At 71.5% G+C, this 20,313-nt stretch carries 18 protein-coding genes; 14 read left to right on the top strand and 4 right to left on the bottom strand.

Going from position 1 to position 20,313, the window contains the following annotated elements:
* Nucleotides 1-33: 33 nt before the first annotated feature.
* The 6 genes from ACP6CK_RS11540 (at nucleotide 34) to ACP6CK_RS11515 (ending at nucleotide 8,678) form a co-directional block, all read left to right on the top strand.
* Entirely contained in the window at nucleotides 34-747 is a 714-nt protein-coding gene (locus ACP6CK_RS11540) for an HXXEE domain-containing protein (RefSeq protein WP_426959075.1), read from the top strand.
* Nucleotides 748-819: 72 nt separating this feature from the next.
* On the top strand, nucleotides 820-2,187 hold the full coding sequence (locus tag ACP6CK_RS11535; protein ID WP_426959074.1) for an amidohydrolase family protein: 1,368 nt from the start codon (nucleotides 820-822) through the stop codon (nucleotides 2,185-2,187).
* Between the two features lie 68 nt (nucleotides 2,188-2,255).
* On the top strand, nucleotides 2,256-3,602 hold the full coding sequence (locus ACP6CK_RS11530) for a carbohydrate porin (RefSeq protein WP_426959073.1): 1,347 nt from the start codon (nucleotides 2,256-2,258) through the stop codon (nucleotides 3,600-3,602).
* Between the two features lie 144 nt (nucleotides 3,603-3,746).
* Nucleotides 3,747-5,930 (top strand): VTT domain-containing protein, encoded by a 2,184-nt coding sequence (locus tag ACP6CK_RS11525; RefSeq protein ID WP_426959072.1) that lies wholly within the window; start codon nucleotides 3,747-3,749, stop codon nucleotides 5,928-5,930.
* A complete protein-coding gene (locus ACP6CK_RS11520) occupies nucleotides 5,927-6,673 on the top strand; it encodes an endonuclease/exonuclease/phosphatase family protein (protein WP_426959071.1) in 747 nt (248 codons plus the stop codon). The genes ACP6CK_RS11525 and ACP6CK_RS11520 overlap by 4 nt, the downstream gene beginning before the upstream one ends.
* A 238-nt stretch (nucleotides 6,674-6,911) precedes the next feature.
* Complete coding sequence (locus ACP6CK_RS11515) at nucleotides 6,912-8,678, top strand: SDR family oxidoreductase (RefSeq protein ID WP_426959070.1); 1,767 nt, start codon at nucleotides 6,912-6,914, stop codon at nucleotides 8,676-8,678.
* Between the two features lie 77 nt (nucleotides 8,679-8,755).
* On the opposite strand, the gene ACP6CK_RS11510 is transcribed toward ACP6CK_RS11515, so the two are convergent.
* Nucleotides 8,756-9,100, bottom strand: coding sequence for an NIPSNAP family protein (locus ACP6CK_RS11510; RefSeq protein WP_426959069.1), 345 nt, complete (start codon nucleotides 9,098-9,100; stop codon nucleotides 8,756-8,758).
* 149 nt (nucleotides 9,101-9,249) lie between these two features.
* Between ACP6CK_RS11510 and cynS the strand changes: the two genes are divergently transcribed.
* Nucleotides 9,250-9,699: a cyanase gene (gene cynS, locus ACP6CK_RS11505; protein WP_426959068.1), complete on the top strand. Its 450-nt coding sequence runs from the start codon at nucleotides 9,250-9,252 to the stop codon at nucleotides 9,697-9,699.
* A 49-nt stretch (nucleotides 9,700-9,748) separates the two neighbouring features.
* Here the strand turns inward: cynS and ACP6CK_RS11500 are convergent, their stop codons facing one another.
* Nucleotides 9,749-11,326 (bottom strand): ABC transporter substrate-binding protein, encoded by a 1,578-nt coding sequence (locus ACP6CK_RS11500; RefSeq protein ID WP_426959067.1) that lies wholly within the window; start codon nucleotides 11,324-11,326, stop codon nucleotides 9,749-9,751.
* A 200-nt stretch (nucleotides 11,327-11,526) separates the two neighbouring features.
* Between ACP6CK_RS11500 and ACP6CK_RS11495 the strand changes: the two genes are divergently transcribed.
* The 7 genes from ACP6CK_RS11495 (at nucleotide 11,527) to ACP6CK_RS11465 (ending at nucleotide 17,899) form a co-directional block, all read left to right on the top strand.
* On the top strand, nucleotides 11,527-13,395 hold the full coding sequence (locus tag ACP6CK_RS11495) for an ABC transporter ATP-binding protein (RefSeq protein ID WP_426959065.1): 1,869 nt from the start codon (nucleotides 11,527-11,529) through the stop codon (nucleotides 13,393-13,395).
* A 209-nt stretch (nucleotides 13,396-13,604) separates the two neighbouring features.
* Nucleotides 13,605-13,811, top strand: coding sequence for an AtpZ/AtpI family protein (locus ACP6CK_RS11490; protein ID WP_426959064.1), 207 nt, complete (start codon nucleotides 13,605-13,607; stop codon nucleotides 13,809-13,811).
* A gap of 15 nt (nucleotides 13,812-13,826) precedes the next feature.
* Nucleotides 13,827-14,582, top strand: a complete 756-nt coding sequence (locus ACP6CK_RS11485; RefSeq protein ID WP_426959063.1) for a F0F1 ATP synthase subunit A — start codon at nucleotides 13,827-13,829, stop codon at nucleotides 14,580-14,582.
* 40 nt (nucleotides 14,583-14,622) lie between these two features.
* On the top strand, nucleotides 14,623-14,862 hold the full coding sequence (locus ACP6CK_RS11480) for an ATP synthase subunit C family protein (protein ID WP_415386855.1): 240 nt from the start codon (nucleotides 14,623-14,625) through the stop codon (nucleotides 14,860-14,862).
* A 58-nt stretch (nucleotides 14,863-14,920) separates the two neighbouring features.
* A complete protein-coding gene (locus ACP6CK_RS11475; protein ID WP_426959060.1) occupies nucleotides 14,921-15,694 on the top strand; it encodes a F0F1 ATP synthase subunit B' in 774 nt (257 codons plus the stop codon).
* A complete protein-coding gene (locus ACP6CK_RS11470; protein WP_426959059.1) occupies nucleotides 15,694-16,203 on the top strand; it encodes a F0F1 ATP synthase subunit B in 510 nt (169 codons plus the stop codon). The genes ACP6CK_RS11475 and ACP6CK_RS11470 overlap by 1 nt, the downstream gene beginning before the upstream one ends.
* A 103-nt stretch (nucleotides 16,204-16,306) precedes the next feature.
* The gene (locus tag ACP6CK_RS11465) at nucleotides 16,307-17,899 is read left to right on the top strand and encodes an ABC transporter substrate-binding protein (RefSeq protein WP_426959057.1); all 1,593 of its coding nucleotides are present in this window, start codon (nucleotides 16,307-16,309) and stop codon (nucleotides 17,897-17,899) included.
* Nucleotides 17,900-18,096: 197 nt separating this feature from the next.
* Here ACP6CK_RS11465 and ACP6CK_RS11460 read toward each other — a convergent pair whose 3' ends face one another.
* Both ACP6CK_RS11460 and ACP6CK_RS11455 read right to left on the bottom strand, forming a co-directional pair.
* The gene (locus tag ACP6CK_RS11460) at nucleotides 18,097-19,212 is read right to left on the bottom strand and encodes a PA0069 family radical SAM protein (protein ID WP_426959055.1); all 1,116 of its coding nucleotides are present in this window, start codon (nucleotides 19,210-19,212) and stop codon (nucleotides 18,097-18,099) included.
* Between the two features lie 190 nt (nucleotides 19,213-19,402).
* Nucleotides 19,403-20,044, bottom strand: a complete 642-nt coding sequence (locus ACP6CK_RS11455) for a Tat pathway signal protein (protein WP_426959054.1) — start codon at nucleotides 20,042-20,044, stop codon at nucleotides 19,403-19,405.
* Nucleotides 20,045-20,313: the final 269 nt, after the last annotated feature.

Below are 20,313 nucleotides of genomic sequence, written 5' to 3'. Positions count from 1 at the left end.
GGGACTCCGGCCGCATGTGTCAGGGCTGCGGGGGTGAACGCCTTCGACAGCCTTTGGCCCTGGGTCGGGCTCGGCGCCGCGGTGCTGCTCCTGCCCCTGCTGTTCGCGACGGACCGGCTCCGCGCCGATCCCGCCCTGCCGCGCGGCCGGGACCTTGTCTGGCTCGCCTGGGCCGGCACCTGTGCCTACGTCCTCCACCAGTTCGAGGAGCATGGGGTCGATGCGCGGGGCCAGGCCTATGCATTCCGCGGCAACCTCTGCGCCGCGCTCGGCCATGCGGACCCGGCTGCCTGTCCCGTCCCGGCCGCCTTCATCACGGCGGTCAACATCGCGGCGGTCTGGATGGCGGGACCGGTCTGCGCCTGGCTGGGCCGGCGCCGGCCGGCGCTCGCGCTGAGCTTCTTCGCCACTCCCTTCGTCAACCTCTTCGCCCATGCGGGGCCCGCGATCGCGGCCGGTGCCTACAACCCCGGCCTGCTGACCGGGCTGCTTCTCTTCCTGCCCTTGTCGTTCTGGAGCTTCCGCGTGGCCTGGGGCGACCGGCGCGTTGGGCCACGGGCGATCGTCGCCACGATCCTCGGCGGCGTCGTGATGCACATTGTCCTGCTCGGCTCGCTCCTCGCCTTCATGGACGGACGGATCGGAACGGGGCCGCTGCTGCTCATCCAGGTCGTGAACCCCGCGATCCCGATCCTTCTCGTCGCGGCCGCGCTCGCCTCACGCGGGAGGAGCCGGGCGATCCCCTGATCTGGCGCGACGTGCCTTGCCGCACCGCCGCAACCCCGCCAGCCTTTCCTCACGCCGCACGGGGGAGCGACCATGCCCGACGAGGTGGACCTGCTGGTCCGCGCCGATTTCCTCTATCCCATGTCGCCGGGCCTGCCCGTCATCGCGGACGGCGAGGTCGCGATCCGGGGCGACCGGATCGTCCATGCCGGTCCGGCCAGGCCGGCCGGTCACTGGAAGCCCGCGCGCACCATCGCCCGCCGCGGCAGCGCGGTGCTGCCGGGCTTCGTCAACGCGCATTGCCACACCGCCTCCATCGTCTTCCGGTCCCAGACGGACGACGGCACGGGCGGCGTCGGCCTCGCGGGCATCGCCTTCCGGATGGAGAAGGACATCTCCGACGAGGAGTGGCGCGTCCTGGCCGAGGCCGGTTGCGCCGACATGCTCCGCTCCGGCGTCACCACGATCAACGACATCTGGTACGCGCCCTGGCACCTGGCGGATTCCGTGTCCCGCTCCGGCCTGCGCGCGCAGATCGCGCACAAGGTCTTCGACGTGCGGCTGGAGGAGCTGCACCGCGGCGACTACACGCGACACGCCCACATCGGAGAGGCGCGCCTGAAGGACGGCGTCGCCTTCGCCGAGCGCTGGAACGGCGCGGCGGAGGGCCGCATCACCGCCCGCATCGGCACCCACGCCACCGACACCTGCTCGGCATCCCTGCACCGCGAGGCGCGGGCGGAGGCCACGCGGCTCGGCATCGGCATGCACATCCACACCGCCCAGACGGTGAAGGAGGTGGCCGTGATCCAGCAGGAGCAGGGGTGCGGCCCGCTGGAATACCTGCGGGACATCGGGATGCTCGCCCCTGACGTCGTCTGCGCGCATCTGAGCTACGCCAGCGATGCCGACCTGGACGCGATGGCGGAGACCGGTGCGCGCTACGCCCATTGTCCCACCATCTACCCGCGCCGCGGCCGCTATCCCCGGCTGGACGTGATCCGGGCCCGCGGCATTCCCACCGGCTTCGGCACCGACTGGATGCAGAACGATCCCTTCGAGGGAATGCGCAACGCCATCAACGTCATGCGCGTGCGCCTGGGCGATCCCGACTACCTGCCGACCGCCGAGGCCCTTTGGCTGCACACCATGGGCGCCGCGACGGTGCTGGGGCTGGAGCGCGAGATCGGCTCCCTGGAGCCGGGGAAGAAGGCGGACCTCATCCTCGTGGACCTGAACGGGCCGCATCTTCAGCCCTATTACGGGGACCACCCCGCGCTCGTCTTCTATGCCCGGGTGCCTGATGTCGCCGTCAGCATCGTGGATGGGCAGGTCGTGCTGGAGGATGGCCGGCCCACCCGCCTCGACCCCGAAGCCGCCCTTTCGGCGCTGGATCGCCATAAGCCCGGCTGGTCCCGCACGCTGCGGTCGCTGGGCGGCCGCTGCGTGTGCTGCGGCTGATCGGCACCCCTTTTAAGTCTCCGCAGAAGAATTTAGCATGAGCTAAGTTACACATCGGAGAAGCGCTTGTGTCCACCCGAGCCGAGAGGGCATGCCGTGCCCTGACGGGGCCGCTGCTCCGGGCCATCCTGCCACTGCTTCTCTTCACGTCCGCGGCCGCTGCGGAGAATAACGAGGCACCGGCCTGCGAGTCCGGCGTCTCCCTCTCCCCCGGTGTCTGCTTTGCCTGGGAAGCCCTGGCGGACGGCTTCGCCAATCTTCGCGGCGGCGCGCATCGCGGCGTGTCCGGCTTTGTCCAGACGGAACCCGCCCTCGCCCTCGACCTCGGGACCCTGGCGGGGATGGAGGGGTGGTCGGCCTATGTCGGCCTGATCGGCCTCTTCGGGCGCCAGCCCACGCCGAGCCTGATCGGCGGGCTCGCGGCCCTGAGCCACGCGGAGGCCGTCGCGACCCTTCGCCTGTCGGAGCTCTGGGTGCAGCGGACCGCGGCGGGGATCGGCTCCGTCCGCCTCGGGCAGCTCGCGGCGGATGCGGAATTCGCCACCACCGCGGTGGGCGCCTCCCTGACCAACGGGACGTTCGGATGGCCGCTCTTCCTGTCCACGGCCCTGCCCTCCGGCGGGCCTGGCTATCCGATCGCCGTCCCGGGCGTGCGGCTGGCCCTCGGCGATCCCGATGACGGCTCGGGCGTGCGCCTCGCGATCTTTTCCGGCGATCCGGGCGGCCGGCGCGGGGAGGGGACGGACCCGCAGCGGCACAACCGGTACGGGACCGCCTTTCCCTTCAACGGCGGCGCCCTGCTGATGGGGGAGGTGGTGGTGGGCACCGGAGCGCCGGCCCGCGGCCAGTTCCGGCCCTGGGTCGCGAAGCTCGGGCTCTGGAGGCACACCGGGGGCTTCGACGACCAGCGCGCGGCGCCCCCGCTCGAGGAGCCCCCTGCCTCGGGCATCCTGCCGGACGCGCCCGGCCCGGCGCGCCGCCACAACGGCAATTACGGGGCCTATGCGGTGGCGGAGGCGACGCTGTGGCGCGACGGGGGGGCCAGCCTGGGCGCCTTCGCCCGCGCCTCCGTGACGCCGCCGGACCGCAACCTCCTCTCCTTCTATGCCGATGCGGGCCTCGCCTGGCGCGAGCCCTTCGGACAGTCCGGCGACACCTTCTCCGTCGGGGCCACCTATGCGCGCGCCGGAGGGGATCGCCGTGCCCAGGACCGCGCCCTCGGCCTGCCGCTGCGCGATCGGGAGGTGGTGGTGGAGGTGAATTACGAGGCGCAGATCGTGCCTGATCATCTCTGGGTTCGGCCGATCGTCCAGTGGATCTCCCACCCGAATGCGGGCGGCACCGATGACCGTGCGCCGAACGGCCGGTTGCGCGACGCACTGGCCATCGGCCTGCGGGTACGCTCGGCGCTCTGAGGCGGCTCTGCCGCACCCTGCCGCGGCGCCGGAGGGCGGCGTCCAGGGCGCGGGAGGATGCTGGCGCCAGAGAGGGGCCAGGGCTCTCTCCCCTGGCCGCCGGACCATCGTGAACGACAGCGCCGCTGCCGCGTTACGCCGCCGATGCTGATCGAAGCACCAGCCCGCGCCCGATCCGCCGCCGCGACCCCGCACGCCGGCGCGCCCGGCCTGCTGCGCCCCGGCGGCAACGTCTGGCGGGTGGCGACGGCGGGCCGGGCCGCCGTGCTCTCGGACGGGGCCGCCTATTTCGGCGCGCTGCGGGCGGCGATGCTCAAGGCGCGGCACGCCATCAACATCATCGGCTGGGACATCGACAGCCGCACCCGGCTGGTCGGGGCCGAGCCGCCGGAGGACGGCCTGCCAGAGACGCTGGGCGATTTCCTCTCCGCACTCGTGCAGCGGCGGCCGGAACTCCAGATCAAGCTTCTTCTCTGGGACTACTCCGTTCTCTACGCGCTGGAGCGCCAACTCCTGCCCTCCCTCGCGCTGCGCTGGAACACGCCTCCGGAGGTCGAGCTCTGCCTCGATGACAACACGCCCTTCGGGGCGTCCCACCACCAGAAGGTGGTGGTGATCGACGACGCGGTCGCCTTCTCCGGCGGGCTCGATCTCACCATCCGGCGTTGGGACACCAGCGCGCACGACCCCTCGGATGCGCGCCGCGTGGACCCCTCGGGCGCGCCCTACGCCCCGTTCCACGACGTGCAGATGGCGGTGGACGGGGACGCCGCGCGGGCGCTGGCCGACCTCGTCCGCGCCCGCTGGTCCCGCGCGGCCTGCGAGGAGCCCGACCCGGTGGAGGCGGAGGAGGGCCGCGACCCCTGGCCCGACGATCTCGCGCCCGATCTCCGGAATGTCTCGGTCGGCATCGCCCGCACCCAGCCCGCGCATGGGGGCGAGCCCGAGATCCGGGAGGTGGAGACGCTCTACCTCGACATGATCCGCGCCGCGGAGCGGCATCTCTATGTCGAGAACCAGTTCCTCACCTGCGGCCGCCTCGCCCGCGCCCTGATCCGGCGGATGAAGGAGCGCCCGGCGCTGGAGGCGCTGATCGTCGCGCCGAAGACGCACCACACCTGGCTGGAGCACCGCACGATGCTCGCGGGGCGCATCCGCTTCATGCGCGCCCTGCGCCGCGCCGGCGTCGCGAACCGGGTTCGCCTCGTCCACCCCCAGGTCCGCAACGACGAGGCGGAGAAGGAGGTGATGGTGCACGCGAAGGTCATGGTGGTCGATGACCGGCTGCTGCGTGTCGCCTCCTCGAACCTCTGCAACCGCTCCATGGGCACGGACACGGAGTGCGACCTGGTCGTGGAGGCGACCGACGACGTCACCCGCACCGGGATCGCGACGATCCGCGACCGGCTGATCGCGGAGCACACCGGCGCGACGCCCGAGACCGTCGCCACGCGCCTCGCGGCCACCGGATCGCTGCTGCGCGCGGTGGACGGTCTGTCCGGAAATGGCCGCAGCCTTCTGCCCGTGCAGGATGGGCGCACTCCCGCGCGCAGCCTCATTCCCGGGATCGAGCGCGCCGCCGACCCCCGCCGCCCTATCGAAGCGGGGGAGGTGCTGGCCGATTTCGTCGGCCATCCCGACACCGCGCCGCGCACCGGCCTGCCTTGGCCGCTGCTGGCCCGCGCCGCGCTGATGCTACTGCCCATCGTCGGGCTGGTCCTGCTGTGGAAGGCGACGCCGCTCTCGGAGCTGCTGACGCCGGAGACGGTGCGCGACACGCTGACCTCCGGCGGCGTCTGGGGACCGGGCATCGCGATCCTCGGCTTCGTGCTGCTCGGCCTCGTCGGCTTCCCGCTGAACATCCTCATCCTCGGCACGGCGGCGGCTTTCGGCACCTGGCCCGGCATCGTCTATGCGGCCATCGGCGCGCTCCTTTCCGCGGCGGCGACCTATGGGGTGGGGCGCTGGCTCGGCGCCAATGCGCTGCGGCGGTTCCTCGGGCCGCGCATCAACCGGATCAGCCAGGCGGTGAACCGCAACGGCATCCTCGCTATCGCCGCGGTGCGGACGATCCCGGTCGCGCCGTACACCGTCGTGAACCTCGTTGCCGGGGCGCTGGGCGTGCGATTCCTCGATTACATGGCGGGCACGGTGATCGGGCTCGCGCCGGGGCTGACGCTCCTCTCCGTCGTCGGCGACAGCCTCTCCCGCATCCTGGAGAACCCGACGCCGACCCAGGGCTTCATCCTGCTCGGCGTGCTCGTCGCCTGGGCGGGGATCACCTGGGCCCTGCAGCGCGCCTTCCGCCGGATGCGGAAGGAGGCGTGACCGCCGACGCGACCCCGGACGCCTCCGCCATCCGGGTGATGACCTGGAACATCCATGGCGGCGTCTGCACGGCCGGGCGGCACGACCTCGCCCGCGCCATCGCTCTCATCCGGCGCCACGGCCCCGACATCGTCGCGATCCAGGAGGTGGAGGGCCGGACCCGGCCCCCCAGCCTGCCCTTCACCGCGCTGCGGGACGAGCTGGGCGGCCACGCGGTGGAGGCGCCGACCCTGCGCGGGGCGGAGGGCTGCTACGGCCACATGCTGATCTCCCGCTGGCCGCTGGAGGACGAGGCGCTGCACGACATCACCGTGCCCGGGCGCGAGCCGCGCCGCGCCATCACCGCGCGCGCGGCCACGCCGAAGGGCCCGCTGCGCGTGATCGCGGCCCATCTCGGCCTCGGCTTGCGGGAGCGGCGGCAGCAGGCGTTGCGCCTCGCGGCCCTGGCGCGGCAGGGGGCCGAGCCGACGATCGCGCTGGGCGACTTCAACGACTGGGAGCCGCACGGGCCGGTGGACCGAGCCTTCCTCGGCGTGCTGCCGTCCCGGACCAGGGCCCGCACCTTCCCCGTGGGCCGTCCTCTCTTCGCGCTGGACCGGATCTACGTTCGGCCCCGCGCCGTGCTGCTGCGGAGCTGGACGGATAAGGCCGCGCGGGAGGCGTCGGACCACCTGCCCGTCATCGCAGATCTCGCCCTGGCGCCGGAAGGGGAGGGGGCGGTCACCCGGCTGGAGGTGGCCTAGCCCCGGGCTGCCAGCCGAGGCATGCACCGGTGCGGGCCTCGGCGGCGCGCTGCGGCGCGGCCCGACGCTTTGCCCCCAGGGCGCCGGGGCGGTGTTCCCGCCCGCCTCCGGTGAGGCGGTGCGAAGACCCGGAACGCATCGGCGTCGCGGGCCGGCGCGGCCGTCGCCGCCGGGGAACCCTCGCCCCCCTTCCGCGTTGGGCCCCCGAACCTCTGCCCGATCCGGAGCCGAACTTCCCATGCCTGCCCCAAAGCTGAAGCCCGTTTCCGAGCAGGTGATCGTCATCACCGGCGCCACCTCCGGCATCGGTCTCGCGACCGCCCGCATGGCGGCGGAGAAGGGCGCCGCCGTCGTCGCCGCCGCGCGCAACGAGGCCGCGCTGAACGAGCTCGTGCAGGAGATCCGGCAGAAGGGCGGCCGCGCCCAGCCCGTGGTGGCCGACGTCTCCGACATGGCGCAGGTGGAGCGCATCGCGGAGACGGCGATCTCCGCCTTCGGCGGTTTCGACACCTGGTGCAACGTCGCCGGCGCCTTCATCTACGGCGAGATGGAGGACACCCCGCTGGAGGACCAGCGGCGCCTCTTCGACGTCGTCTACTGGGGCCTGGTGCACGGCACCCTCGTCGCCTCCCGCCACCTGAAGGAGAAAGGCGGCGCGATCGTCAATGTCGGCTCCGTGCTGTCCGACCGCTCCATCGCGCTGCAAGGCCCGTATTCGGCGGCGAAGTTCGCCGTGAAGGCGGCGACCGACGCCTTCCGCATGGAATTCGAGGCCGAGGGCTACCCGATTTCTGTCACCCTCATCAAACCCGGGCCGATCGACACGCCCTACATGGAGCACGCGCGCAACCTGACCGGCGCGCCCGGCACGCGGAACCCGCCGCCGGCCTACCACCCCCGCGTCGTTGGCCGCGCGATCCTGCACGCCGCGGAGACCCGCGTACGCGACCTGACGGTCGGCGGCGGCGGCGCCGCGATCGCGGTGCTGGGCCGCCTCGCCCCGCGCCTGACCGACCTGATCATGGAGAAGATCGCCCGTCCCACCCAGGTCACCGACGACCCGGGCCGGGCCGAGCGCCGCGACAACCTCTATCAACCGAAGGAAGACATGGCCGAGACATCCTCCCTGGCCGGCCCGCCGCCGCGCCAGACCTCCTTCCTGCTCGAGGCGCAGATGAACCCGCTCGGCCCGGCCGGGCTGATGATCGGCCTCGGCGCGCTGCTCGCAGGCGCCGCGATCGGCATGTACACGCTGCGCCGGCCGCAGCCGGTGCCGCAGCGCCTGGCCGACCGCGCCTGGCGCCTCGGCCGGTCCGTGGCGAAGGATGCCGGCAGCGGCCTCGACATGCTGGGCCATGAGGCGAGCCGCATTGCCCATCGCGCGCTGGACTACGCGGAGCACGCGCACAAGGAGGCGAAGCCGACCCTCCGCTGGGCCGAGAAGAAGGCGTCCCGCTACGCCGACCGCGCCTATCGCGCCGCCGTGGCCGCGGCTGAGGAGGCGCAGGAGCGCGCCACCGCCCTCGCGGAGCGCGCGCGCGACCTGGGCGGCGACGCCTATGACGAGGCGCGCGATAAGGGCTGGCGCCTGTTCGGCCGCGCCCGGTCTCAGGGCGAGGACCTGTACGACCGCGCCAGCCGCCACGCGTCCGACACCTATGAGGACGCGCGGGACCGCGGCTGGTCCCTGTTCGGCCGGGCCCGTGACCGCGGCGAGGACCTGTACGACACCGCCCGCAAGCGGGCCGCCGGCGCCTATGACGACGTCCATGACCGGGGCTGGTCGCTTTTCGGCCGCGCCCGCGACCGCGGCGCCGAGATGGCCGAGGACGCGCGCCGCCGCGGCCGCAAGGCCTATGACGAGGCGGAGGACCGGGGCTGGCATCTCTTCGGCAAGGCGCGGGAGGAGGCACGCCGCCGCGGCCACCGGGCCGTGGACGACGCGGCCGATGCCGGCCATGGCCTGCTCGACCGGATCAACGCCTTCCTCGCGAAGCGTCTTTAGAACGGGCGCCTTCCGGGAGGCTCTGCCTCCCGGACCCTCCGCCGGGGAGCAGACGTGCTCCCCGGACCCCGCGGCTCTTAAGCGCCGGCGCCGCCTTCGGACTGGTACTGCTTGAAGAACGCGGTCGGCGTCAGGAGGCGGTTCTCCATGTTCTGGAGCACGCCCAGCTCCGCCGCCTTCTTCAGGTAGTTCCCCCACGCCGGATCGGCCGCCATGGCGGAGCGCCGCTGCTCCCGATCGGCCTGGCTCTCATAGGCCCAGAGATGGACGACGCGGTTCAGCGGGCCTTCCACCGTCGTGTACCAGCCGAGGCAGCGCTGAAGATACTTCTTCTGCAGGGGCCAGGCCGCCTCCTCGTAGAGCTTCACGAACTCCGCCATGCGGTTCGGCTGGCAGGTGTAGATCCGCAGGTCGACGATCATCGGAATCCCTCCCTCGATGCCGGCGGACTTTCGGCCGGCGCGGGACGCCTGACCAGGGGAGGGGACGTCCGCGACCTTCATGACCCCGGCACACGCCTTGCAGCCCGGCCGTCGCCTGAGGGCGATCCTGCCCAGTCCGGGGAGATGCCGTGAACGATGCCAAGGCCGAGCTCGGCCGGAAGATCCTGACGCTGAAGAGGGCGAAGGGCCTGAGATGGGCCGAGATCGCGAATCGGATCGGGATGAGCCCGACCTGGACCTGCGCCCTCTGCATGGGACAGATGAGCGCGGAGCCGCATCACGCGCGCGGCGTCGCCGAACTCCTCGGGCTGGACGAGGAGGACGAGGCGACGCTGGTCGAGATCCCCTATCGCGGCGCCGCCATGCCAATGCCGCCGACCGATCCGCTGATCTACCGCTTCTACGAGCTGGTGATGGTCTATGGCCCGACCTGGAAGGAACTGATCCAGGAGGAGTTCGGCGACGGCATCATGTCCGCCATCAACTTCGACATGACGCTGGAGCGTCAGCCCGACCAGGACGGCGACCGCGTGCGGATCGGCATGTCCGGGAAGTTCCTCTCGTACAAGCGGTACTGAGGCGTGTCCGCCGGAGGCGGGACTCCTTCCGCCTCCGACAGCCACGCGATCAGGCGGACTTGGCGATGTTCCAGTAGACCGGCACCGCTGCTTCCAGGATGCCGGACAGGTTCGCGGCGTGGCCGCGGACGAGGCTCATCATCCCGATCGGGACATAGGGCACGACCTCCAGCGCGCGGGCCTGGGTGGCGGCGGCGAGGCGGCGGCGCTCCTCCTCGGTGCCGGCCGCCGCATAGGCGTCACGCAGGCGCTCCATCTCCGAATCGCAGGGCCAGCCGGGCAGGGCGGTGCGCTCGCAGGCCGAGCGGAGGGCGATGTGGCTGACCGGGTCCATCAGGTCCACCGCGGCGGGGGCCGAGACAAAGAGGCTCCAGCCCTGCGGTCCGGGGGCGCGGGACATGCGGCGGGTGACGAGGGTGGCCCAGTCCATCGCCTGCAGGTCCACATTCATCCCGGCGCGGCGCAGGCGGTCGGCGGCGACGCGGGCGAAGGTGCTGCTGATCGTGCTGTCCTGCGCGTCCAGCACCACGACCGGCGTGCCGTCATAGCCGCTGGCGCGCACCGCCTCCCGCGCGGCGTCGAGGTTGGGGGTGGGCCAGTTCTCGCTCGTGTGGACGGGGGAGGCGCAGGGGAAGAAGGACTTGCAGTCCCGCCAGCGCTCCGCGTCCGTCATGTAGGCCGGCATCATCTCGGCGGGGTCCACCAGCAGGCGCATGGCCTGGCGCAGGCGCGGATTATCGAAGGGCGGGGCCGCGTGGTTCATCCGGAAGATCGGCTGCACGCCGGTGTTGTCCTGCGCGGCCAGCCGAAGGTTCCGGTTGCGGGTGACGACGCCGAAGAGGTCGGGCGGCAGCTCCTCGAAGATGTCGAGCTCACCGGTCTGGAGGGCGTTCAGGGCGGTGGTGGCGTCGGGCAGGAAGACCCATTCCACCGTGTCGATCCGGGCGCGCTTGGCGCCGGCGAGGCCGTCCGGTTCCTCCGCGCGGGCGGCATAGTCGGGGTTGCGGCGGTAGGTCGTGCGGTCGCCGAGGCGCCAGTCCTCGCGGCGCAGCATGTAGGGACCGCTGCCGGTCGGGTCCGTGATGGGGGTGCTCATCGGGGTGGCGGCGACCCGGGCCGGCATGATGAAGGCGGGCAGGCCGGAGGGTTTCGCGAGGGCGTCCAGCACGAGACCCCAGGGCCGGGCGAGGGTGAGGCGGACCCGGCGCGCGTCGAGCGCTTCCAACTGGTTGCCCTCCGCCAGCATCTGGGCGCCGTGGCCGTCCCGGATGGCCCAGCGGCGGAGGCTGGCGACCACGTCCTCCGAGGTGACGGGGGTGCCGTCATGGAAGCGCAGGCCGTTCCGCAGGCGGAAGGTCCAGGTCAGGCCGTCGGGGCTGGTGGAGTACTCGTCCACCATCTGGGGGCGCGGGCGCAGCCGCAAATCCAGGGCGAAGAGCGTGTCGTAGACCATGTAGCCGTGGTTGCGGGCCATGTACTCCGGGCTGATGAAGGGATCGAGCGCGCGGAGGTCTCCGAACAGCTTCACCCGCAGCACCCGCGGGTCGCCCCGCCTTTGCGCCAGGGCGGGGGCGGCGAGCGGCAGGCCGGCGGCGAGCGCCAGCGTGGCGCGACGGGGAAGGCGCATCCGAACGATCCTCTCAGAGGGCGTCTGGCGCGCCCGGTGCGGGATGCTGGCGCCCCCGGTCGCGTTGTGTCCAGGCAACGTTTCCGTCCGGCGGCAACCCGGGTCGTCCGGGGCGCGCTTCACTCCTGAGGTTGGCCACCCGGCGCCGGGGCACCATCTCTCGGCACTCCACGGCGAACAGGACTGGTCAGGCCTACCGAATGCTCTTCCGCTTCTTCGAGGGCCTGGTGGATCCGGTGGCGGCGCCGGGCGAGCGGGCGTCACGCCTGCTGGGCGCGCCGGTGCCGGAGGAGGCGCCGCCGCGCCGGCTGCTGGGCTTCTACCTGCACTTCATCCGGCAGGCCCGGGCGTCCTTCGCGCTGCTCTTCGCGGCCGGCCTGGCGGTCGCGCTGCTGGACACGCTGATCCCGGTCTTCATCGGGCGGGTCGTGTCGCTGATCGAGCGGGTGCCGCCGGGGGAGATCTGGGCGACGGCCGGGGCGTCGCTGGCCGGGATGGCGGCCGTGCTGCTGGTGGGGCGTCCGCTGGCGATCCTGGGGCAGAACCTGATCGCCAACCAGGCGATCCAGCCCTCCTTCACCTCCCTGATCCGGTGGCAGGCGCATCGGGGGGTGGTGCGGCAGGGCTGGGCCTTCTTCCAGGAGGATTTCGCGGGGCGGATCGCCAACCGCGTGATGCAGACCGGGCCATCCCTTCGGGAGAGCGTGGTCCAGTCCGTCACCGCGGTCTGGTATATCCTGGTCTACGGCACCTCCGCCGCGGTCTGGTTGGCGGCGCTGGACCCGCGGCTGGTGATCCCGATCGGGGTCTGGTTCGTGCTCTATGCCGCGCTGCTGCGGGTGATCGTGCCGCGGATGCGGGACCGGTCCCGCGCGGCGTCCGAGCAGCGCAGCCTGCTGACCGGGCGGATCGTGGATGCCTACACGAACATTCTGACGCTGAAGCTCTTCGCACGGGCGGAGCGGGAAGATGCCTTCGTGCGGGAGGGGGTGGAGGGTCTGACCGACGCCTTCCGGCGCCAGATGCGGATGGTCACGTTAAACGCACTGCTGCTCTCGGCGCTCAACGCGACGCTGCTGGTGTCCATGGCGGCGCTGTCCCTTTGGCTCTGGAGCCGGGGCAGCATCGGGGCGGGGGCGGTCGCCACCGCCCTGCCGATGGCGTGGCAGATCGCGAACATCTCGGGCTGGGTGGCGCAGAACGTCGCCTCCATCTTCGAGGGGATCGGCGTGGTGCAGGAGGGAATGGGCAGCATCGCCGTGCCCCCCACGGCGCCCGACCGGCCCGGGGCCGTGCCGCTGCGCGTGACCCGCGGCGCGATCCGGTTCGAGCAGGTGCGATTCGGCTATGGCCGCCCGGACGGCTCCGTGCTGGACGGCTTCGACCTGACCATCGCACCGGGGGAGCGGGTGGGGCTGATCGGGCACTCCGGCGCCGGCAAGACAACGGCCGTGAACCTGCTGCTGCGATTCTTCGACCCGGAGGCGGGGCGGATCACCGTGGACGGGCAGGACATCGCTGGGGTGACGCAGGAGTCGCTGCGCGGCGCGGTGGGCGTGGTGACGCAGGACACGGCGCTGCTGCACCGCTCGATCCGGGAGAACATCCGCTTCGGCCGGCCGGACGCCACGGAGGCGGAGATCGAGGCGGCGGCGCGGCAGGCGCACGCGCACGAGTTCATCCTCGGGCTGCGGGACTGGCGGGGGCGGGCGGGCTACGATGCCCGTGTGGGGGAGCGGGGCGTGAAGCTCTCGGGCGGGCAGCGGCAGCGGGTGGCGATCGCGCGGGTGCTGCTGAAGGACGCGCCGATCCTCGTGCTGGATGAGGCGACGAGCGCCCTCGACTCCGAGGTGGAGGCGGCGATCCAGGAGCAACTGGACGCGCTGATGCGGGGAAAGACCGTCATCGCGATCGCCCACCGCCTGTCCACCATCGCCCGGCTGGACCGGCTGGTGGTGCTGGAGGAGGGGCGCGTGGCAGAGTCCGGCACGCATGCCGAGCTGCTGGCGCGCGGCGGGGCCTATGCCCGGCTGTGGGAGCGGCAGTCCGGCGGCTTCGTCGGGGCCTGACGCGGGCCGGTGGGAAGCGTGGTGCGAGGCCGCTTTGCTGCGGCGCACGCGCTTGACACCACATGGACGGACATTTAGGGACCCCCTGCCTTCCGGCGGGTGAGCCGCAGGGGAGCAGGTTGGAAAACCGGGACCGCTTCGACGACCAACTGCGGCAGGCCAGGGCCCGTCAGGGCCTGGACCCCGACCCCAAGAAGGGGGCCGGGTCCTTGCCGCAGGGACCGTGGGGAATTGGCTTCCGCGCGGGGGTCGAGGTGGTGGCGGCGCTGGTCGTGGGCGCGGGCCTGGGCTTTGCCCTGGACCGCTGGCTCGGGACCTTCCCCTGGCTCTTCCTGGTGTTCTTCCTGGTGGGCGGCGCGGCCGGGGTGCTGAACGTCTATCGCCTGTTCACCCCCCGGAGCGCCCCGAAGCGCTGATACAGGGACCGCAACGTGGCCGCCGAAGGCAAGACGATCGACGCGCTGAGCCAGTTCGAGCTGGTTCCCGTGCTGGGGCCGGTCGGCCGCGCCGTGGGATTCTCGCAGTCCAACGCGCACATGCTGCTGGCGGTGGGGCTGATCACGGCCCTCTTCCTCTATGGCATGCGCCACCGGGCGATCGTGCCGGGCCGGCTGCAGGCCGCGGCGGAGATGCTCTACGAGTTCGTCGAAGGGCTTGTGGTCGGGCAGGTCGGGCATGAGGGGCGGCGGTATTTTCCCTTCGTCTTCGCGCTCTTCATGTTCGTGCTGTTCGGCAACATGCTGGGCCTGCTGCCCTACGCTTTCACCTACACTTCCCACATCGCGGTCACGCTCGGTCTAGCGGTGCTGGTATTCCTGGTGACGACGATCGTGGCGCTGGCGATCCACGGGAAGAAGTTCTTCGGCTATTTCTTCCCCGAGGGCGCGCCGCTGTGGCTCGCGCCCATCATCATCCCGGTCGAGGTGGTCTCCTACATCTCCCGGCCCGTCTCCCTCTCCATCCGTCTCTTCGCGAACATGGTCGCGGGGCACGTGATGCTGAAGGTCTTCGCGACCTTCATCGTGCTGATCGGCTCGCTGGGCGCCGTCGGCTTTCTCGGCGCGGCGCTGCCGCTCGCGGTGAACGTGGCCTTGGTCGGCTTCGAGATCCTCGTCGCCTTCCTCCAGGCCTACGTCTTCGCGATCCTCACCAGCATCTACCTGCACGACGCGGTGCACCTGCACTAGTCGCGCGGCCCTTTCCCTCGGACAGACAAGGACCCTTCCGATGAACGATCCCGCCGCCTATCTCGGGGCCTACAAGGCCCTTGGCGCCGGCCTCGCCGTGATCGCGCTGTTCGGCGTCGGCCTCGGCATCGGCAACATCTTCTCCTCCCTCATCAGCAGCGTGGCCCGCAACCCGGGCGCCCGCGACGCGGTGTTCCCGATCGGCATTCTGGGCTTCGCCCTGACCGAGGCGGTGGCGCTCTTCGCCCTGCTGATCGCCTTCCTCATCCTCTTCGCCTGATCAGGCGTCCGCGCGGCCGCGCCCGGGTCCACCCGGTCGCGGCCGGCGGGACGGAGACATGATGATCCGCCCCTTCCACGGCCGCTTCTGGCACGCGCTCGCCCTGGGCTTCCTGCTCCTGCAGGCGCCGGCGGCCATCGCCCAGCAGGTGACCGCCCCGGCGCCGCACGGCCCGGTGCGCACCGACGGGCCCCTGCCCGGGCAGCAGCCGCCCAGCGTCGCCGTCCAGGCGGACAGCGACCGCGCCCGTGCGGTGGACAGCGCGCACCGGACCGCGGCCGACTACAACGCCGCGGCGCGGCGCGATGCGGACGCGGGCGGGATGCCGCAGCTCGACTTCGCGAACCCGCTGACCATCGCCCAGGTGGTCTGGCTGTTCATCATCTTCGGGCTTCTCGTCTACCTCGCGGCGCATTACCTGCTGCCGCCGGTGCGGGAGGTGATCGAGGACCGGCGCGCGCGCATCGCGGCCGACCTGGACGCGGCGCGCGACGCTCGCGCCCAGGCCGAGGCGGCCGAGGCCGGGCACCGCGACAGCACGGCCCGTGCGCGCGCCGAGGCCCAGGCCTCCGTCGCCGCTGCCGTCAAGATGGCGCAGGACGAGGCCCATGGCCGCTCCGAGGCGTTGGCCGCAAAGCTGAACGCCCAGATCGCCGAGGCCGAGTCCCGCATCGGTGCTGCCCGCGACGCCGCCATGGGCGCGCTGCGCGAGGCCGCGACCGATGCCACGGAGGCGCTGGTGAAGCGCTTGTCGGGTCTTGAGGACCGGGCGGCCGTGGCCGCCGCCGTCCAGCGCGAGCTGGCCGCGCGGAACCTGCCGGGAGGCGCGTGATGCACCACCACTACGAGCACTTCTGGCTCGACCCGAAGTTCTGGGTCGCCGTCTCCTTCGTCGTCTTCCTGCTGCTGGTCGGGCGCAAGCTCTGGACAGCGCTCACGGGAATGCTGGACGCCCGCGCCGCGCAGGTTCGCGCGGAGCTGGCCGAGGCGAGCCGGCTGCGCGAGGAGGCCGAGGTCATGCGCAAGGCCGCCGAGGCCGACCGCGCCGCGGCGGTGAAGGAGGCGGAGGAGATGATCGCCCGCGCCCGGGCCGAGGCCGACCGCGCCGCCGCCGCGACGGCGGCCGAGGCCGAGGCCTCGGCGGCGCGCCGAGAGCGGATGGCGATGGACCGCATCGCCGCGGCCGAGGCGAGCGCGCTCGCCGAGGTGCGTGCGGCCGCCGCGGAGATCGCGACGAGCGCCGCCCGTTCCGTCATCGCGGAGCGCCTGACCGCCGAGGCCGATGCGGCCATGGTAGACCGGGCCGTGTCGGACCTGCCACGAGCCTTGCGCGCGGCCTGATCGGCGCTTTTTCGTTTGTTGCTTCACGGGGGCCTCGCGGCCCCCGTTTTCATTTGTGGCGCGCGCGCCTAGCCTCACATTCTTCTGAGTGGGGAGACATGGAATGCGACGACTTCTCCTGGCAGGCGCTGCGGCGCTGCTGCTGGGCGCGGGGAGCCTGGCCTCGGGCGCGCTGGCGGTGACCTTCCGTTGGGCGAATGACGGCGACGTCAACTCGATGGATCCCTACGCCCGGAACGAGACCTTTCTCCTCACCTTCACGGCGAACATCTACGAGCCGCTGGTCCGCCGGAACCGGGAGTTGCGGGTTGAGCCGGCGCTGGCCACCTCCTGGTCGCAGCCCTCGCCCACCGTTTGGCGGTTCAACCTCCGGCAGAACGTGCGCTTCCACGGCGGCGAGCCCTTCACCGCCGACGACGTGCTCTTCTCGGCCGAGCGGGTGCGGGCGCAGGGATCGAACCTGACCTCCGTTCTCTCCTCGGTGAAGGAGATCCGGAAGGTCGATGACTTCACCGTCGAGTTCGAGACGCACCAGCCCGACCCGATCTTCCTGGAGGAGATCACCACCTGGGTGATGATGTCCCGCCGCTGGGCCGAGGCGAACAACGCGACCCGCACGGTGGACCTGACCACGGGCCAGGAGAACTTCGCCACCCGCAATGCCAACGGCACCGGCCCCTTCATCCTGGCCAGCCGCGAGCCCGACCGCCGCACGGTGCTGCGCGTGAACCCGAACTGGTGGGACCGCGTGGAGCACAACCTGACCGAGGTGCAGTTCAACGTCATCGCGAATGACGCGACGCGCATCGCCGCCCTGCTCTCGGGCGAGGTGGACATGGTCTACACCGTACCGCCGCAGGACACGGAGCGGCTGTCACGCCAGCAGAACATCCGCATCCACCAGCAGGCGGAGCTGCGGACCGTCTTCCTGGGCTTCGATCAGGCCCGCGATGAGTTGCTGAAGTCCGACGTGCGCGGCCGCAATCCCTTCCGCGACGTGCGCGTGCGCCGCGCCTTCCAGCAGGCGATCGACCTGGAGGCCATCCGTACTCGCATCATGCGCGGCCAGTCGCGCCCGAGCGCGCTGATGTACGGGCCGGGCGTGAACGGCTACGTGCCGGCGGAGGATCGCATCGTGCGGCCCGATCCCGACGGTGCCCGCCGCCTGCTGGCGGAGGCTGGGTATCCCAACGGCTTCGGGATCACGATGGACTGCCCGAACGATCGCTACGTCAACGATGAGGCGATCTGCACGGCGATCGTGTCCATGCTGGCCCGCATCGGCGTGCGGGTGACGCTGAACGCCCAGACCCGGGCCCGCTACTTCGCCGAGATCCTGGCGCCGCGCTACCAGACGAGCTTCTACCTGCTCGGCTGGACGCCGACGACCTATGACGCCCACAACACGTTCTTCAACATCATGGCGTCGCGCGACGCGTCGCGGCAGCGCGGCGTGTTCAACTCTGGCGGCTGGAGCAATCCCGAGTTCGACCGGATCGTCGACCAGATCGCGGTGGAGACGAACCCGGCGCGCCGGCAGGAGCTGATCAATCAGGCCAACCGCATCCACATCGAGGATGTGGGGCACATCCCGTTGCACCAGCAGACGGTGGTGTGGGCGGCGCGGTCCAACATCACGCTGCAGCAGATGGCGGACAACTATTTCCCGCTGCGCTACGTGCGCGTGGGTCAGTAGCGGTCGGGTTGGTGACCCTGGGGAAGGCTCTGCCTTCCCCAGACCCCATCCGCCAGGAACCCTGGGGTTCCTGGACCTTCATTCTACACGAATGCGCTCCGGCAAGGGCGCTTCATAGACGCGGGATTCCGGGGGCCCTCAAGGGTCCCCGGCGGAAGAGGCGAGGGGGTGGCAGCGCCTTCCCCGGGCCGATGGTGCTACAGCAGTTCCAACTGCCGCGGCTCCGCGCCCGGCACGGTGAAGGCGGTGCAGTCGAGGCTGCCGTTCTCTCGCGCCTTGTCCAGGCCCAGGCGCTTCACCGCGACCCGAAAGCGCTGGGCCAGCAGATCGGCATAAGGGCCGCTGCCGGTCTGCCGGACGCCCCACCGGGAGTCGTAGGTCTTGCCGGCCCGGGTCTCCCGCACCAGCGCGAGGACGCGCGCCGCACGGTCGGGCATGTGGGCGTTCAGCCAGTCCTCGAACATCTGCCGGATCTCCAGCGGCAGGCGCAGCAGCACGTAGCCGGCGGCGCGGGCCCCGTGGGCGTGGCTGGCCTCCAGGATCTTCTCCAGCTCGGCGTCGTTCACGCCGGGGATCATCGGAGCGGTCAGCACGCCCACCGGCACGCCGGCGCGGGACAATTCGTGCATCGCGGCCAGTCGGCGCAGCGGGGTGGCGGCGCGGGGCTCCATGATGCGAGCCAGGCGGTTGTCCAGCGTGGTGACGGAAAGGCAGACCTGGACGAGGTTTCGGGCGGCCAGCCGCGTCAGGATGTCCAGATCTCGCAGCACGCCGGCGGACTTGGTGACGATCGTGACGGGGTGGTTGAAGCGCTCCAGCACCTCCAGCACCTGGCGGGTCAGGCCGAGGGTGCGCTCGACTGGCTGATAGGGGTCGGTGTTGGAGCCGAGCGCGAGCGGGCGGGGCACGTACCCCGGCTTGCGTAGCTCCTGCTCCAGCTGCGCGGCGACGTCGGGCTTGAAGAGGAGCCGGGATTCGAAGTCGAGACCGGGGGAGAGGCCGATCCAGGCATGCGTTGGCCGCGCGTAGCAGTAGATGCAGCCGTGCTCGCAGCCGCGATACGGGTTTACCGCCCGATCGAAGCCGATGTCGGGGCTGTCATTCCAGGCGATCGCGGACTTCGAGGCATCCCGTGTCAGGCTGGTGGCGAGAGGTGGCAGGTCGGCCAGCGCCTCTGCGAGCGTGTTCCAGCCATCGTCGAAGGCGTTGCTGCGCGCGCGCTCGAAGCGGTTCGGCGGGTTGGACACGGCGCCGCGGCCCCGGCGCGCGCCGGGGAGGGTAGAAAAGCCGATGCCGAGGCTGCCGTCGGGCATGGGATGGCCTCCGTCTGCGTTCGCTCTACGTTCCGGGAGCATCTGGGCAGGGGAGGGGAGTGAAGTCAAGAACATCAGAAGAACAGAGGGGTGTTCTCCCGCTGATTTTTCACGTTTTCGAGCCGCCGCGTTCACGAAAAAAGGGCGGGGTCCGAAGACCCCGCCCCAACTCGCCGCCGGTCAGGGTGGATCAGCGCCAGCCGACGTCGGTACGGCTGCAGGTCTCGACGCCCCGCCGCTCACTGGCTGCGCCGTTCATGTAGACCACGCGGATGTCGGAGTTGCAGGAACCGCCCTGCGGCAGGTCGATCCAGAGCGAGCCGCCGGGGTTCAGGACGTTCGCGCCCAGCCGGTCGGCGCCCCAGTTGCTCTGTGAGGAGAGGGACACGTAGATCTCACGGATCACCGCGCCGCTCTGATTGACGAAGTTGAAGGAGGGGTTGCGACCAGCCGCCGGGCCGACCACGCCATAGCCACCACCGATGACTGCGCCGGTGCCGCCCCCACCGCCGCCGCCATACCCGAAGGCAATGGTGTTGATGGCGCAGGCGTTGAGGCCCATCCGGGTCTCCTCCCGCCCGCTGGCGAAGCGCACGCGGACATCGAGGACGCAGTCGCCAAAGGCGGGCGTCACCCACACGCGGTTGCCGGAGGGCAGGACGCCGGCGCCGAGAATGTCCGGGCCCCAGTTGGAGACGCGGGTGGCGGAGACGTAGGCCTCCTGGATCGTATCGCCGGTGTTGTTCACCAGCCAGAAGCGGTTCTGCGCCTCGGCCGGCGCGGCGGCGAGGCCGACGGCGAGCAGGGCGAGGACGGCGAGAAGGCGACGCATCGGTCGGGTTCCTCTGTGGACGTTGCGTAACGTGACCACACCGGATCGAAACCGGGCAAGGGGCCGAAACCGTTGCCGCGACAGACGAGACAGGCGGTGCGACCGGCCTGTCGGAGACGCCGGAGCAGCGGGGATGGCGCCCACCGAAAAGCCACAGAATCGGGACCTCGATCACGCGAGTGCGCGGGGGGCTGGCAGGGCAGGGCAGCGAAATCCTACGTTGCGGCCCATGATCCCGCCCGGTTCCACGCGTTCCTGCCGACCCCGAC

This window comes from Muricoccus radiodurans (assembly GCF_050154705.1).
GTDB classification, from domain to species: domain Bacteria; phylum Pseudomonadota; class Alphaproteobacteria; order Acetobacterales; family Acetobacteraceae; genus Roseomonas; species Roseomonas radiodurans.
This window is presented reverse-complemented; position numbering and strand designations above follow the sequence as displayed.